This window comes from Cohnella sp. (assembly GCF_041641335.1).
GTDB lineage: Bacteria > Bacillota > Bacilli > Paenibacillales > Paenibacillaceae > Cohnella.
Genome location: NZ_JBEPYQ010000071.1, coordinates 1 through 15,421, shown reverse-complemented (window position 1 = coordinate 15,421; position 15,421 = coordinate 1). Strand labels below are relative to the sequence as shown.

Below are 15,421 nucleotides of genomic sequence, written 5' to 3'. Positions count from 1 at the left end.
GGGAGACGTTCGGACCTCCCGATCCTCGATTGGAGGCGGTTCATAGATGTCGAAGCAGCAAGTATCCGAGCGAAGGTTTATTTTCTTGTCGTTGGCGCCGATCGTTCTTTTGTTTGCGGTATTTTCCATTCTCCCGATCGGAATCGGCACCGTGCTGATGTTTTTTGACTATTCACCCTTATCCTCTAACGTTCCGTTCGCGGGCTTGAAGCATATTCGGGAGCTGTTTGCCGACGAGCTGTTCTACAAATCGCTGCGGATCACCTTCGTCTTCGTCCTGGTGGCGATTCCGGCGAATATCGCGTTCACGTTGATGATTGCGGTAGGCATTAACAAGATTCGGGGCCGATTCTGGAAAAACAGCTTTCGCACGATGTTCTTCCTCCCCGCGATCGCGCCGCTGGCCGGCTCGGCGGTCATCTGGACAACGATGTTCAACGCGGACAGCGGGGTCGTGAACATGGCGTTCCAGATGCTGGGGCTGCCCCAGATCGATTGGCTGACAGACCCGTCCACGGCGCTTCTGTCCGTCATCATCATGACGCTATGGGCCGATGTCGGCTACAATATCGTGCTGTTCATGGCCGGGCTCGATTCCATTCCCGAGTCTCTCTATGAAGCGGCGGAGCTGGACGGCGCCTCTCCCTGGCACGTCTTCTGGAGCATTACGCTGCCCATGCTCAGCCGCACGATGCTGTTCGTCTTCATTATGACAAGCATCTCTTATTTCCAGATGTTCCCTCAGTTCCAGATCATGACCAAGGGCGGACCCTTGTATGAAACCTACGTTCTGGCGCTGAACATCTACGATCAAGCCTTCACGTACATGAACATGAGCTACGCGTCCGCCATGGCGTTCGTCATGCTGCTGATTATTCTCGTTCTGACCCTGATCCAAATGCGAATCGGGCGATCCCAATGGGAGCATTAAGGAGGACGACATGCGGACGAAAAAAAGAAAGCTGTCTTATTCGCTGCTGTTTACGGCGCTGTTGATCGGGTCGTTGCTGATGTTCGTACCCTATTTATGGATGGTGCTCACCTCGTTCAAGAGCAATTCGGAAATTTTGACCGCGTCCAATCATTTGCTTCCGCAGAAGCCGACTCTGGCGGGCTACAAGAAAGTGCTGGGAGAGGTGCCTTTCTTTCGCTGGTTCCTCAACAGCCTGTCGACTTCGGCCATCGTCACGGTCGGCGCGATGTTCACGAGCGCGTTGGCCGGGTACGTTTTCGCCAAGTTCCGGTTTCGCGGCAAGCGTCTGTTGTTCGTCGTCATTTTGGCGACCATGATGGTGCCGTTTCAAATCGTGATGGTTCCGATGTATGTCATCATTTCCAAGCTTAACCTGGTTAACGATCTGTCGGCGATCGTCATTCCTTATCTGGTTAGCGCTTTCGGCATTTTTATGGCCAAGCAGTTCATCGAAGCGATTCCGAGCGAATTGATCGAAGCGGCGCGGATGGACGGGGCCTCCGAGTTCCGCACGTTCTGGTCGCTCGTCATGCCGCAGATCAAGCCGGCGTTGTCGGCGCTCGCGATCTTCTCGTTCATGGCCGCGTGGAACAACTATTTGTGGCCGCTGATTATTTTGAACGAAGAGTCGAAAATGACCGTTCCGCTGGCGCTCGTGTTCTTCAACGGGCAGAACGTGGTGAACTACAACGTCGTCATGTCGGCCGCGGTGCTGATCATGATTCCGGTAGTCATCATCTTCCTGATCTTCCAGAAGCAATTCATCAAAGGATTAACGATGACCGGCTTTAAATAAGAGCGGCCGACGTTCATCCGTGTTCCGGGGGAGCTTGATGCATGGATATTCGCAAGGACCGCATGCCGCGGGATGCGGTCTTGACCTTGGCGATGCATGGGCTGTTCATTTTCGGCAGCTCCGTATCCGTTACGTTTTTCAACATCTATTTTTTGCGGCTCAGCGAATCGTTCACGCTTAATCTCGTATATAATGCATTGTTCTACGCGCTGACGCCGCTGGGCTTCTGGATAGGGGGAGGCGTCGCCAAAAGATATGACCGGCTGCATACGCTGCGGATCAGTCTGATTCTTCACATGACGTTTTTTGCCCTGATCCTGATTCTCGGGGATGGAATTGTCCGAATATATGGCGCGATCGCGCTTTGCCAAGGGCTTGCGGTCGGATTCTACTGGGCCGGCATTCTGGTGCTGCTGTACGACGTGTCGGCCAAGATGAACCGGGTTCGATATGTCGGTATCAGCACGGTGACCTTGACCGGAGCCGGCTTGATCGGACCGCTCGCGGGCGGATGGCTGATCGGAGGAAGCATGAGCTTGACCGGTTACCTGTACGCCTTCGGCTTGACTCTGACCGTCTTCGCGGCCGTGTTCGTCATTTCCCTGTATATCGGCAAACAACCTTCGCGACGGAGACGTTATATGCTTGGACTGACAAGGCTGATGGCGCGGCGGAATCCGCTGTGGTCAAGGCTGCTTGGTCTCTGGTTTTGCACGGGCTTTCTGGAGGGACTTACGCTGTTCATTCCGGCGCTGCTGCTCTACGAGGTATTCGATCGTGAAAATATCGTCAGCATTGCGCTGGCGGCGACCTCTCTCGTCTCGGTGGGGGCAAGCTTTTACATGTCGCGCCGGGGCAGGATGGAGCGCGCTTCCGTCTATATGCGCGTATGCTCCTTCGGCATCGCGCTCAGCGCCTTGGTTCTGTCCGGGGGGATGGGGGCGGCGCAGACGCTTGCGTTTTTGTTCGTTGTCGCCTGCTTGAATCCGATCTATCACAATACGTTTATTTCCCGCTTTTTTGCCGAGACGGACAAGCTTCCGTTGAGGGGCTCCTTTCGGATCGAATCCGTCGTTTAATATGAAGCCCTTCTGAATTTCGGCAGAGTCGTTCCGCTGGTCGTTCTGCTTCCGCTGGCCGATTCGCTTCGCGCGGATGCGCTCTGGATCGCGTTCGCTTGCGCGGGGACTCTTCAGGGCGCGGCGGTGTGGCTGGCGTTTCGAAAGGAGAAAAATTTCGCGAGTTAAAGGGGAGGGAACCGAAATGAGCAAAATCGTGTACATTGTCGGGGAATTAAACCCCGACGTGATCTTGTCCGGACCGGATGTGAAGCCGGAGCCGAACAAGGAAAAGCTGGTCGAGCATTTCGAGCTGACGCTCGGATCCTCCTCGGCCATTACCGCGTGCGTCCTTGCCAGATTGGGGGTGGAGGTGAAGTTTGTCTCCATCGCGGGCAATGACGAGTACGGCCGTTATTGCGTGGAACAGCTTAACCGATACGGCGTCAACACGGATCATGTACGGTTTACGGATCGGGAGAAGACGGGCGTCACCTTCTCGCTGTCCAATCCGACCGACCGCTCGCTGCTGACCTATATGGGCACGATTCCGTTGGTAGAGCCGAGCCTTATTCCTCTGGACGACATCTCCAGCGAGGCGAATCATCTTCATTTCGGCTCGTTCTTCCTCCAGGAACGCATGAAGCCGCATTGGCTTGAGCTGTTTAGGCAATTTCGGGAGAAGGGGGTTACGACCAGCTTCGATACCGGTTACGACCCTCGTGAGCGTTGGGATCGCGAGATCATTGAGCCGCTCCTGGCCCACACCGATTATTTCGTGCCGAGCGAGACGGAGGCCGAGCATATTTTCGGGTCCTCCGATCCCGCTGAGCTGGCAAGCCGCCTTCCCGTGGAGCGGGGGTTCGTGGCCTTGAAGAGGGGGAGCAAGGGGGCATCCTTGCTGGGGCCTTCGGGGGCGTGGATCGATGCGGAGGCGTTCCGCGTAGAGCCGATCGATACGACCGGAGCCGGCGATTCCTTTAACGCCGGATTTTTGTATGCGACCTTGCACGGCGCGACTCCCGAAGAACGCCTTCGCTTCGCTTCGGCCTGCGGCGCATTGGCGACCCTTCGGATCGGGGGAGTTCAAGGAGCGCCCACGGCGCAAGAAGTACGGGAGTTTATGGCGCGACGGAGATGACGGACAGGGAGTCGGAGCGCTGCCAAGATACGGAAGGGAGGTGAGGCCGACCGGATGAAAGGTTGGTTTCGAAAGCTGCTTGAATGACTTCTTGCAACCGGTAAGCCAGCTTAAAAAAACGAGCGATAGGGAGATGAATGAGGATGAAGAAGTGGATGGTTTTGCTTGCGGCAATGATAACGGTACTGGTTATCTCTTCTGCTGCAACGTTGGAAGGCCGCTCCTATGCGGCCGGCACGGATTATTACGTATCGACGACCGGCAGCGACAGCAACGCGGGGACGAGCGCGGCGATCGCCTGGAAAACGCTGCAGCATGCGGCGAATACGGTTCCCGCGGGCAGCACGGTACACGTCATGGGCGGCGTATACAATCAGAAGCTGAAAATAACGCGATCCGGATCGGCCTCGGCAGGTCCTATTACCTTCCGGAATTACGATTCGCAGACGGCGATCCTCGATGGAACGGGTCTTAGCGTAGCCTCGGAGGACAGTCTGATCGAGATCAGGGATGCCAGCTATATCGTCGTCAGCGGCTTCGAGATCCGCAATCTCCAGACGAGCACGAAAAACAGAGTGCCGATGGGAATCTTCGTCCATGGGGCGGGGAGCCACATTGAGATTCGCAACAACAAAATCCACAATATTAAAAATACGGCAACGCTAAGCTCCAATCTGGCAGGGCGGGACGCGCACGGAATCGCCGTTTACGGCACGAAAGCTCCCGCGTCCATCAACCATTTGACCATAGACGGGAACGAGCTGTACAATCTGGTGCTGGGCTCCAGTGAATCCCTTGTCGTGAACGGCAACGTAGATACCTTCTACATTACGAACAACCTGATTCACGACAACGACAATATCGGCATCGATCTGATCGGCTTCGAGGGCACGGCGCCTTCCCCGGCGTACGATCAAGCGCGCAACGGTACGGTTCGGGGGAATACGGTTTATAATATCACCTCGGTCAACAATCCCTCGTACGGGCGGACGCTTCCGAACAATTCGTACGGGGCGGACGGCATCTACGTCGATGGGGGCAAGGACAGTATCATTGAAGGAAACTACAGCTTCAATAACGATATCGGGATCGAAATCGCCAGCGAGCATGCCGGAAAATCGACCAGCGGAATTACGGTCCGCAACAATTTCGTCTACAACAATAACTATACGGGCATTGCGATGGGCGGGTACGACACCGCGCGCGGCTCTACCGAAAACTGCGTGATCGTAGGCAATACGCTGTACAAGAACGATACGAAGGGCTTGAACGGCGGCCAGCTGCTCATTCAGTACGATACGAAAAACAATATCGTGAAAAATAATATTATGGTGGCCAGCTCCAGCAATTTTCTGTTCTTTAACGACTACACGCTCAACAGCGGCAATGTCATCGATTACAACTTGTACGATGCTCCGGGCGGTTCGGCCGGGGCGAAGTGGAGGTGGAAAGGCGTAACCTATACCGGCTTCTCGGCGTATAAGACGGCTAGCGGCAACGATGCCAACTCCTTGTTTGCAAATCCCGCTTTCGTGAATGCGGCGGCCGGAGATTTGCATCTGACGGCCTCCTCTCCGGCCATTAACGCAGGAATCGCCGATCTGTCCATTATCGGAGCTTACGATATTGACGGAGATGCGAGAGTGCTGGGCTCGAGCGTCGACATCGGCGCGGACGAACGTTCGTAGTCTCGGAATCGTACGCAAACAGCGCGTTCCTCTTTAGAGGGCGCGTTGTTTGCATGCTGCCAGCGAAGGGGAACGCAGCCTAAAGAAATGATTAAAAAGGTTTACTGCATGGGGAAAATGCTGTAGGCTTGTCGGAGGCGCTCGGATTAGGGAATTTCTTCCTGAGCGCATACAGAGAGAAGGGATTTGGGGAAAAATGAAGAAACCATCTGCAAAACTGTTGAAAATGTCGTTGTTCCTGGCTCTGCTGGCGTTGGCGCTGAGCGCTTGCGGAGGCAAAGACGATAAAGGCGGCGCGTCACCGTCGGCATCGCCTTCCGCATCCGCATCCGAAAGCCCGTCTGCATCGCCGTCGGCATCCGCGTCCGAGAGCCCGTCCGCATCGCCATCCGCATCCGCGGAAGCGAGCGAGCCTGCGCAAGCCGTTCCGGCAGGCTACAAGCTGTTCGAGGATAAAGTTCACGGCACGACCATTCAATATCCGGAAGATTGGACCTTGCAGGAAGGCGTGATCGGCATTGCCGTATTCCTTGCCCCTCCGGAGGACGCCAACGATCCGTTCAGCGAAAATATCAATTTCATCGTCGAGGATTTGGGCGGCCAAAGCGTCTCCGCCAAGGATTATCTCGAGCTTACGAAGCAGCAGCTCGGCCAACTGATTCAGGACTTCACCCTTGTAGACGAGGAAGTGGATACGGAAGAAGGTTCGGATGCGGCTTACATGGCGTATACCGGAAAACAGGGAGATCTGGAATTGACCTGGATGCAAACGGTCGAAATCCATGAAGGCAAGGCGTACATTATTACCTTTACCGCGACTCGCGACAGCTTCGACAAGTACATCGAGCAGGTAGCGGAGATCGCCGACTCCTGGACGATTAATTAAGAGGACTGGACGGAACGGCGCGGCCCCTAGCGGGCCGCGCTGTTTGCGTTGGCCTATCGTCCTGCATGAGCTGCCCGAGAGCTGTTACTGATCGTCAAGATCGGCTGAGTCGCACGTAGCGATTGACGGTAGGGTAGGAGCAGTCAAACGCCGGATGCTCCCTGCAAAGCCTGTCGTACACACGCTGCCGATATGCCGCTGCTTGTAGCGGTTTTTTTCATCCTCCTTCAGCCAGGCCTCGATCGTGGCCTCAACTAATGGGTGGCCTCCTATCTGATCACACTGTTCGCTCTAAATACGTTCGGAAATCCGTAGGAAGACGAACTGGATTGGAGGTGTCACTCTTTGTTTTCCCATTAATTACAGCCTTTGTCATGAGGATAAGATTCTTTATTCCATCTGTTGAGAATCCTGCCTGCGTTAACGTTCTTTCCCACTCATCAGGTAGAATTTGCTGTAGTGTAACATTTTTATTAAGCACATTCTCAAAAATCCTTGCCATATCCAGTGAGGTATAATCATGGGGGCCACAGATCTCAAATATTCGTTCTTGGGGTGTTTCTCGAATCATTATATCGGCCAAAAACTCCGCGACATCGGAGGGAGAAATCATTGATAATTTCATTTCGGGAGGGAAAAACGTCGGTAGTATGCCCTGTGTCATCACTAATTCCAAGTATCCGACCCAGTTGCTATAGTAATAAGCCGGTCTAACAAAAATCTGTTCAACATGAAGTCCGGAAAATGCGTGTTCCAGCAGGTAAGATGCAAACAGATTCCCTGTATCCGAGTCATGCTGTGCACCCATGGAAGATAAGCCGACTATTTTATTGATGCTGGAGGTCTGCAGTATAACCTCTTGATAATTGCGAATCATCATTCGAACTTCATCAAAATACTTTTCAGATCTTGGATTTTCAGGGGTTAGCAGAAAAGCTGATTTGCCGTCACGAAAAGCCTCTAACAATGCTCCTTTATTGAGATAATCGGAAACTACAACATCAACCCCCATTTTTCTCAATTCATCCGCTTTTGATTCGTTCCTAACAACAGCCCTTACTGGCTGGCCTTTCTCGAGAAGGTTGTTAACTAGCATGAATCCGATCTGACCTGTTGCTCCTAATACAATATTCATATGCTACCTCCCACTATAAAAGTAAACTGCATCGTAAGATTGACTTCTTACTGATGTCAATTTACTATTAAAACATGCCAAAAACTGACATGTTTTAATTATTGCCTTATAAGATATTGGGAGGGGGACTTACGGATGTCCAAAGCCAGGTTGCTATTTGATTTAATCATGTATGTAAATACTAAACGGAGCTTTACGGCGCAGGATGTCGCTTACGAATTTAATATCTCTCTCAGAACAGCCCACAGATATTTGCTGGAGCTGAGTGATCTGGGGATTCCAATCTATACGGAGCAAGGGAGAAAAGGTGGCTATCGAACTCTGAAAAACAGGACTCTTCCCCCCCATTATTTTTGATGAAGATGAGGCTTTCGCCATATTTTTTGCATTCCGCTCACTCCATTATTATCAGTCGTTACCCTTTAACATAAACATTGATTCCGTATCAAGAAAACTTTATACAAGCCTCCCAGATGATACAAAAGGCAAGATTGATCGGTTGGAATCTGTACTACTGTTTTGGAGCCAGAAAAGAAGTGTTCTTTCTCCATACTTGAAGGACATTATTGAAGCCTCTATAGAAAACCACATAGTAATCATGGAGTATCAGTCAAAATCAGAGAATAAGGTTAGGGAAGTTAAACCAATCGGATTATATGCAACTGATGGATTCTGGTACATGCCAGCCTTTGATATGGAATATAAGATGATACGGCTATTCAGGGTTGATAGAATCTTATCTTTTGAAGATTCGAAAAGAGTGTTTAATGTCGCCATAGACTTGAAGAGTTGGCTAACCAATCACGCTGTAAAGGCACCTGTCAGATTGCGCGTCAGATTGACAAGGGAAGGACTGCGGCAATGCAGAAGTGAACCTTGGATTGAATACGATATTGTTTCAACCGAAGATGGAAATGGATATGTTGATATGGAAATGGACCGAAGTGAGATCCCGTTCGTATCGGAGTTTTTTTATCGTTTGGGGACAGATGCAAAAGTAGTTGAGCCAAATGAAATCATTGATTATATTAAACAACGGGCAAGGTGTCTAATTAACCATTACCAATAACGGGTTGCAGTTCACATCTAGTGAATCGGCACTTAACTCCGCGGCTCAACTTGAAAGAATTTTTTGAAAATATTTGGGTTGTAGTAATCGCGGCTGATTTTCCACACTCCATTAATTTTTTCCATAGATGACTGGCCAGAAAATTGTAATTTTTCATTAACTTTCTTATCCGAATTAGATAACTCCAGCGTAACGGTATAATCCAAATTGATTTGATATTCTGTTTCTCCTCTACTTGTACATCGCTAATTTCAGGATTAATATCCATGTTGTATCTCACGGCAACAGTTAAAGGCAACTCCATTGTGCGGTTCTTTTTCATTTGTTCAAAAACATCGTCCGTCACGTAATGTTTAATGTCTTGTTCATATTTTTTCGTATCTGGGAGGTCGTTGTGATTAAGCGCGAACTGTGCTTGCTTAAAATCAAAAATTATAGCTTCAACCTCTTCATGTATGCTATTTTCATTGGTTCTATTACATGCTACTGCAAAAATCGATAAACAGCAGATTAAAACATGGCATACTTTACGTTTCATTGAGATATCGCCTCCTAATATCACTAACGCCGTTCAACGGGAGAAGTTGCTTTTCACTTCTGGAATTGACATGAATGCAATCGGTCGAAACCTAGCGGACCACCTTGTTTGAGTTACCTACAGTCCTGCATGAGCCTCCTGCTTGATCGCTTCCTCCCACAGAATCGCCGCGAAGGTCCGCCTCTGGAGCTGTTCCAGCCGTTTGCGGGCCAGTTCGAACGTCACCCCGAAGTGATGTGCGATCGTCTCCGCCGCTTCGTCGACCCTGCCCGGGAGCTTCAGGCGACGGAGCATGTAGAACGGGATGGCGGCATACAGCACGAATCGATTCGCCTCCGCCTCCTGACCTTCGCAGAACAGCTTGGGCATCACGGTCTGGTTGCCTGCGTGCCGAAGCACATGGCAGAGCTCGTGCAGGAAGTCTTCCCATTGCGCTTCTTTTCCCAATCTGCGATCCACCAAAATCGATCTCATCCCCATATAATCGAGCGCCCGGCTCGTATCGTTCAGGAAGTGAACCCAGACGTCGAGCCGCGAGGCGACCTCCTCGACGTTGAGCTGGGAAGGCGTCGCGATCCCCGATTTGATCCACAAATGCTCGACCCACTGCTCGAACGGAGTCGTACGATAATAGTTGTACATGGCTTAATCCTCAACTTTTACGAATGTATGTTCGCTTTTGCGATGAAAAGAAAAGCCCGTGCGGGCTGCAGTCCGTTCGCTTACTTCTGCCGGTCTCCGGGCTTGCGGCCCTTCTCCTTCTCCATGATGAACTCCCAGAAGCGCCTCATCTCTTCCTTGCGCTCCTCCGGCGCGTTCAAATAATCCTTGAAAAACACGCCGTGCTCCGGGTTGCTGATAAACTCCTCGAACGCCGGGTACTCGCGGATATCCGGGGAAACCGCCGCATCCATCGTCGAGTTGTCGGTACGGCCGAGCAAATAGTCCGCCGTCGTGCGGTAATATTCCGCAAAGCGCGCGAGCATATCCGGGTCAGGCTTGCGGTCGTCCGATTCGTAGCGGGAGAGCTGGACGTTGCTGATGCCGAGGCCGCGAGCGGCTTCCAACTGGGTCTTGCCCAGCTTTTCCCGGCGTTCCCGAAGTCGATTGCCAAGTGTCATCCCGATCTTCCTTCTGCTGTTAAGTTAATTTCAGTATATCATATTCTCCAAAATGGTAAATAGGGTGGTTTACCAAAATGGCAAATTAGATATTGACATTGCCTTAATGGCAAATTATGATGTTTCTATCCCTCGAATAAGAACATTAGTTCGTGTTTATGAGAGTGGGAAATAGCGAGAAGTTAGTGGGAAGTTAAAAATTGAGTTTTTTTCTTTGTAGTTTGCCAATTTGGCAAAAACGTAAAGGGAGTGATTTCATGAAGATCAAGCGCATTACGAACCTGGGAGCCGCAACGTTGGAGAGTTATGTCGAGACGAGGCGCGAGCTGCTTCGCAAAGCGGACGAGCTGACCGTACGCATCGCTCGAATGGAGCCTGTCCGCACGCTGGAGGAGATGAACGCGCTGCTGGCGCTCGATAAAGATCGCAGTCTCATTATGGAGATGATCGCGAGCTGTTCCTATGTAATCGAGTGGCTGGAGACGGGAAGAAGGCCGGGCAGCCGGCGGGGCATCGAACGGAGGGCGGGTTATCAGCGCGAGGTGCCGACCGATCCGGTCAACCTGCCCTCCTCTTCCTTATGGGAGGCTGCCGAGCCGGAACAGCCGGCCGACGAGGCCGGCCGATTTCGCCTCGAAGCCGCCTTCCGCGGACTGACCGAGCGCGAGCTAAGCTGCTACACGCTGGCCCACGGCGAATGCTTCTCCTTCTCGGAGATCGCCGCCATGCTGAACATCAGCAAATCCAGCGTCGGCACTTACATGGTCCGCGCTCAGCGCAAAGTCGACGGCAACGTCGGCAGCATCCATATTCTCGTCGGCTAGACGGTTTGTCGTACGGTTGCCACTTAAGGGTGAGAGGAACATTTTGAAAGACCAGGAGGTTGAAAACATGGCCATGATCTCATCTTTCTACAGCCGTGAGGCGCTCCCATGAGGGCCGGCATCCGAGAGAGACTGAGTCAGCAGATCTCTTCCATCGGCGGGCGCATCTTCGAGGCCCACGAATCGGCATCGACCTTGGACAAGCCTTACATTCTTCTCATCCAAGGGACGGAGTCGACGGATACCGATTGGACGGGGATCACGACTTTATTCGAATGCTGGCCCAGCGCATCGCAGCAGTCGGATTTCTCCGAAGTCGACGAACTGTCCGACCTGATCGTCGAGGCGCTCGACGGACAAGCTCTCGTCGATCCCGACTCGCTAGTTGAGTTCACGTGCCGTTACGAGGGCACAGTTGGTCCAGACAAGGCCGATGTCGACCGCGAAGTCATTACGAGGGGGCTTCGTTTCTCGGTGCTCGGGGCTCGAAACGCTCAGGAGACGGTGCAGGACGATTGGCTGGATGCGATTTGCGATTGGACGCTCGATACGTTGGGGGATTCCGGCTGGCAAGCCTACAGCGGCAGGTGGCCGACGAACTGCGAACGTCCTTCCGTCCTCTGGAGATGGGAAGGCATCGAGACGGTCGCAGGCGCCAGAGCCTCAACGATCGAGGTCCGCAAAAAGGCGATCGGACACGTGGTCGGACGAACGGTGAACGAGCAGACGATGACGGCTGCCGCGCTTGCACAAAGCTTGAGCGAAGCCGTGAAAATTCCGCTCAGCCTGCCGGAACGCCGGTACCTGACCGTGCTGACGCCAAGCGTCGATCTGGCGCGGGACGCGATGACCGAGGGGCAGATTCTTGTCACCTTCTCGCGTAAAATCGAACGCTATGCCGAGCAAGGCACGTTGATGCGGGAAGTGAATTTTCAACCGAATCCAAATTCATGAACGAGGTGTTACGGATGGCAAACAAGAAAACGGCCGAGGCGGCATACGCCCGGGATGAACTCATTCAACATGCGGACGAGCTGTTCCGGGTCAAGCCCGAGGCCGTAGCCGGGGCACTGCACTCCGCAGGCAAGAACGAATTTACCGTCGACGAGGCCAAACGCCTGGTCGGCCAATTTCTGAAAGGGAAGGTGTTGTAAGATGGCGGGAGGAAATTGGAGCACGACGGACAAACCGGTACTGCCGGGATTTTATATGACATTCCGGGCGGCGGCGACGGCTGCGATTCAACCGGGAGCAAGGGGAACGGCGATCGTTCCGGTAAGAGCGCATTGGGGCCCGGTTAACGGGTTCGTGGATATTGCGAGCGAAGCCGAAGCGGCGAACGCGTTCACGAGATCGGAAGTGGACGGAGCAACCGCGTACCGCGCGATTCGATTGGCTCTGCTCGGCGGGGCGAAGAAGGTCATCGCTTATCGCCTGGCGGCAAGCGGCGCGGCCGCTTCCGAGCTGACTTTGGCCGATACGGCCGGAACTCCGACGAACGTGCTGAAGCTGACGGCGAAGTATCCAGGCGCCCGGGGCAACGGCTTTAAGGCGACGGTTCAAGTCAATGCGGTCGACGCGGCGAAAAAAGACTTGAAGCTGTTCGAAGGCACGACGCTGCTGCGGACGTTTACGTTCGACGGCGATTCGATTCAAGCGGCGGCTGACGCCATTAACGGCGATTCGGGCAACCTGTGGATTTCAGCCGAGAAATTGGCCGAGGGCAGCGGCGTACTCGCCAACGTATCCGGCGTTTCTCTGAGCGGTGGGGATTCCGGCATTTCCGGCCTGGCGAATGCGGACTATCTGGATGCTCTGGCCGCTTTCGAGACGCAGGAATTTAACGTGATCGCTCTGGACGGCGTGTCCGACGCTTCTCTTCACGCCAGCGTGTCGGCTTGGGTTAGCCGTCTGCGCAATGAAGGCAAAGGCGTCATTGCCGTTCTCGGCGGCTCTGCCGCGGACGATACGGCGGCAGATGCAGTCGCCAAAGCCATCGCTCGCAGCGCTTCGCTGAATCACGAAGGCATCGTTAACGTTGCGACGGGCGCGAAGCTTGGGGATGCGGTCTACAGCTCCGCTCAAGTGGCCGCTTACGTCGCCGGTCTGATCGCAGGCCAAGGACTGAGCCAGTCCGTCACGTATGCGCCGGCTCCGTTCGAGGACGTGACTCGTCGATGGACAAGGGCGGAACAGGAGCAGGCGGTTCGCGGCGGCGTTTTCCTGCTCGTACATGACGGTCGTCTCGTTAAAGCGCTTCGGGGAATCAACAGCCTCGTCACGCTGCGCGAAGGCCAGAACAATCCGTGGAAAAAAATCCGCACGATCCGCGTGATGGACAGCATCAACTCCGATCTGCAGCGGACGGCCGAGGATTCCTATATCGGCAAGGTGAATAACTCGGAGGAAGGCCGGTTGGCCCTGATCAGCGCCTGCAAGCAGTACATGCAATCGCTCGCTCAAGCGGGCGTCATCGAAGCCGAAGGCTACGATGTATACGTCGATCCGGATTTCACGCCGGAGCCGGACCAAGTTTTCCTGAAATGGGAAGCTCGTCTGACGGACGTAATGGAACAAATTTTCAGCACGTTTATCGTGCGATAAGGGGGAACGAGGAACATGATGGATCCGACAAGAGCGATTCTCGGGACGTACGGGCAAGTGTTTATCGACGGGGTGTGGCAGACGAACATCAATAAGCTGGAAGCCTCCGTCGAGGTGGAGAAGCGGGAACTGAAGCTGGCGGGGATGGAATGGACCGTCCACAAGCTTGGCACGAAGAAGGGCACGGGCACGATGAGCGGCTACAAGGTGACCAGCGATATGATCAGCCGCGGTTTTGCGAAGTTCAATATCATCAACAAGCTGTCCGATCCGGAAGCTTATGGCTTCGAGCGCATCGAGCTGCTCAATTGCGTGCCGGACAAAATCCAGTTGGCGAACTGGACGGCCGGCGAAGAAGTCGCGGAAGAGACGGCGTTCACCTTCGAAGGGTATCGTCTGCTTGATCCAATCGTAGCGGGTTAAGAAAAGGAGGAACGAAAACATGTCTTTGGAACAATTAACCGATGAACAGATTTTGCAGCGGCTGCTTGGCGCCGACACGCTGCCCGAGCGCACCGTTCGCCTGGAGCGGCTGGACATTCCTGTGAAGCTGCGCGGATTGACCGGCAAGCAGGTGTTCAGCATCCGCGAACGCTGCACGGAGCGCAAGGAGCGGCGCGGCCAGACGATCGAGCGCTTGGACGAAGAGCTGTTCAACGTTTCGTTGATCGCCGCCTCTACCGTTTCGCCCAACTGGGGAAATCCGCAGCTGCTGTCGAAATTCTCGGCCAGCGGAGCGGAGGAAGTGATCAAGCGCATCCTGCTGGCGGGGGAAATGTCCGCGCTCGGCGATGTCGTGCTTGACCTGTCCGGCTTCAATACGGAGCTGGAAGACGTAAAAAACTAATTCGATCCGGGGCGCTCGCCGGCATGATTCATGCTCTGTGGGTACGTCACCACCTGCGCCCCGGACAGTTCTGGAACCTTCCCCGCGGCGAGCAGCTGTTCCTGATGGCCAGCATGGAGCTCGAGTGGGAAGCGGAGAGAGCGAGGTCGGCGAAGGAAAGAGGTTGATGGGATGGCTACTCAGGATAAAGCGGGTGAAGAAGTAAGCAAAGAGAAATTAGCACGAAAAGCGATAGATGACTACTTTAAGAAGAATTCCGGAAGTATGTTGATTCCGAATATTAATAAGATCCTGCTTAATAGCAAAAAAACCGAGAGTACTCGCTCTCCTTCTATTGTCAAGCCCGATACAATGACGGAAAAGTTGTACAACATTAATCAACCTGCAATGGATGTTATCACCTATCTTGGATATGGTACATCCGCTGGAGACTTTACAAAAGGATTAGGAGACTGGAAGCTTACAAAACAAGCGTGGTGGAGTAATCCCAAATTACAGAATTTTTTAAATTATTCCAACAAAGCTGGGAAGGTTGTAACTCCACTTGCTTTTGCATCATACGGAGTAAAATTCGCTACTGCTGAAAGTGAAGAAGAAAAAAGAGAAGCATTATTCAGTGCGATCGGGATGGCAATAGGTTTAGGGTTGGGATCGCTTATTCCAATACCAGGGGTTGGTACGGCTTTAGGAGGAATTGCTGGAGATCAGATAGGCGGATATATTGGTAGAAATTATGACGAT

The 15,421-nt window shown here is 53.1% G+C and carries 19 protein-coding genes and 1 pseudogene; 16 read left to right on the top strand and 4 right to left on the bottom strand.

Going from position 1 to position 15,421, the window contains the following annotated elements:
* Positions 1–46: 46 nt before the first annotated feature.
* From ACESLM_RS21140 to ACESLM_RS21115, 6 genes are all read left to right on the top strand, one after another.
* Entirely contained in the window at positions 47–931 is an 885-nt protein-coding gene (locus tag ACESLM_RS21140) for a carbohydrate ABC transporter permease (protein WP_372633946.1), read from the top strand.
* Between the two features lie 10 nt (positions 932–941).
* Positions 942–1,769 carry a carbohydrate ABC transporter permease gene (locus ACESLM_RS21135; RefSeq protein WP_372633943.1) on the top strand — a complete coding sequence of 276 codons (828 nt, stop codon included), beginning with the start codon at positions 942–944 and terminating at the stop codon, positions 1,767–1,769.
* 41 nt (positions 1,770–1,810) lie between these two features.
* Positions 1,811–2,848, top strand: coding sequence for an MFS transporter (locus ACESLM_RS21130; RefSeq protein WP_372633941.1), 1,038 nt, complete (start codon positions 1,811–1,813; stop codon positions 2,846–2,848).
* Between the two features lie 184 nt (positions 2,849–3,032).
* Positions 3,033–3,968 carry a carbohydrate kinase family protein gene (locus ACESLM_RS21125; RefSeq protein WP_372633938.1) on the top strand — a complete coding sequence of 312 codons (936 nt, stop codon included), beginning with the start codon at positions 3,033–3,035 and terminating at the stop codon, positions 3,966–3,968.
* A gap of 173 nt (positions 3,969–4,141) precedes the next feature.
* Positions 4,142–5,656 (top strand): choice-of-anchor Q domain-containing protein, encoded by a 1,515-nt coding sequence (locus ACESLM_RS21120; RefSeq protein ID WP_372633988.1) that lies wholly within the window; start codon positions 4,142–4,144, stop codon positions 5,654–5,656.
* Between the two features lie 196 nt (positions 5,657–5,852).
* Positions 5,853–6,542 carry a PsbP-related protein gene (locus ACESLM_RS21115; RefSeq protein WP_372633935.1) on the top strand — a complete coding sequence of 230 codons (690 nt, stop codon included), beginning with the start codon at positions 5,853–5,855 and terminating at the stop codon, positions 6,540–6,542.
* A 277-nt stretch (positions 6,543–6,819) separates the two neighbouring features.
* On the opposite strand, the gene ACESLM_RS21110 is transcribed toward ACESLM_RS21115, so the two are convergent.
* Positions 6,820–7,677, bottom strand: a complete 858-nt coding sequence (locus ACESLM_RS21110) for an NmrA family NAD(P)-binding protein (RefSeq protein ID WP_372633932.1) — start codon at positions 7,675–7,677, stop codon at positions 6,820–6,822.
* Positions 7,678–7,812: 135 nt separating this feature from the next.
* On the opposite strand from ACESLM_RS21110, the gene ACESLM_RS21105 reads away from it, so the two are divergent.
* On the top strand, positions 7,813–8,034 hold the full coding sequence (locus ACESLM_RS21105; RefSeq protein ID WP_372633929.1) for a helix-turn-helix transcriptional regulator: 222 nt from the start codon (positions 7,813–7,815) through the stop codon (positions 8,032–8,034).
* A 196-nt stretch (positions 8,035–8,230) separates the two neighbouring features.
* Complete coding sequence (locus tag ACESLM_RS21100; protein WP_372633926.1) at positions 8,231–8,746, top strand: WYL domain-containing protein; 516 nt, start codon at positions 8,231–8,233, stop codon at positions 8,744–8,746.
* Here the strand turns inward: ACESLM_RS21100 and ACESLM_RS21095 are convergent.
* The 3 genes from ACESLM_RS21095 to ACESLM_RS21085 all read right to left on the bottom strand — a co-directional run bounded on the left by ACESLM_RS21095 (position 8,730) and on the right by ACESLM_RS21085 (position 10,405).
* Positions 8,730–9,284, bottom strand: coding sequence for a hypothetical protein (locus tag ACESLM_RS21095; protein WP_372633923.1), 555 nt, complete (start codon positions 9,282–9,284; stop codon positions 8,730–8,732). The two genes, ACESLM_RS21100 and ACESLM_RS21095, sit on opposite strands and share 17 nt — an antisense overlap.
* Positions 9,285–9,401: 117 nt before the next feature.
* Complete coding sequence (locus ACESLM_RS21090) at positions 9,402–9,926, bottom strand: ImmA/IrrE family metallo-endopeptidase (RefSeq protein ID WP_372633919.1); 525 nt, start codon at positions 9,924–9,926, stop codon at positions 9,402–9,404.
* Between the two features lie 80 nt (positions 9,927–10,006).
* On the bottom strand, positions 10,007–10,405 hold the full coding sequence (locus ACESLM_RS21085) for a helix-turn-helix domain-containing protein (RefSeq protein WP_372633916.1): 399 nt from the start codon (positions 10,403–10,405) through the stop codon (positions 10,007–10,009).
* A gap of 257 nt (positions 10,406–10,662) precedes the next feature.
* On the opposite strand from ACESLM_RS21085, the gene ACESLM_RS21080 reads away from it, so the two are divergent.
* The 8 genes and pseudogenes from ACESLM_RS21080 to ACESLM_RS21045 all read left to right on the top strand — a co-directional run.
* Positions 10,663–11,229, top strand: a complete 567-nt coding sequence (locus ACESLM_RS21080) for a sigma factor-like helix-turn-helix DNA-binding protein (RefSeq protein WP_372633913.1) — start codon at positions 10,663–10,665, stop codon at positions 11,227–11,229.
* A gap of 108 nt (positions 11,230–11,337) precedes the next feature.
* Positions 11,338–12,183: a hypothetical protein gene (locus tag ACESLM_RS21075; protein WP_372633910.1), complete on the top strand. Its 846-nt coding sequence runs from the start codon at positions 11,338–11,340 to the stop codon at positions 12,181–12,183.
* 14 nt (positions 12,184–12,197) lie between these two features.
* On the top strand, positions 12,198–12,383 hold the full coding sequence (locus ACESLM_RS21070; protein ID WP_372633907.1) for a YqzN/YkzM domain-containing protein: 186 nt from the start codon (positions 12,198–12,200) through the stop codon (positions 12,381–12,383).
* A 1-nt stretch (position 12,384) separates the two neighbouring features.
* On the top strand, positions 12,385–13,833 hold the full coding sequence (locus ACESLM_RS21065; protein ID WP_372633904.1) for a phage tail sheath family protein: 1,449 nt from the start codon (positions 12,385–12,387) through the stop codon (positions 13,831–13,833).
* A 15-nt stretch (positions 13,834–13,848) separates the two neighbouring features.
* Positions 13,849–14,256 (top strand): phage tail tube protein, encoded by a 408-nt coding sequence (locus ACESLM_RS21060; protein WP_094050081.1) that lies wholly within the window; start codon positions 13,849–13,851, stop codon positions 14,254–14,256.
* A 19-nt stretch (positions 14,257–14,275) separates the two neighbouring features.
* A complete protein-coding gene (locus tag ACESLM_RS21055; RefSeq protein ID WP_372633901.1) occupies positions 14,276–14,680 on the top strand; it encodes a phage tail assembly chaperone in 405 nt (134 codons plus the stop codon).
* 23 nt (positions 14,681–14,703) lie between these two features.
* Entirely contained in the window at positions 14,704–14,847 is a 144-nt protein-coding gene (locus ACESLM_RS21050; protein ID WP_372633897.1) for a hypothetical protein, read from the top strand.
* Between the two features lie 4 nt (positions 14,848–14,851).
* Positions 14,852–15,421: pseudogene (locus ACESLM_RS21045) on the top strand (hypothetical protein); the annotation flags it as partial.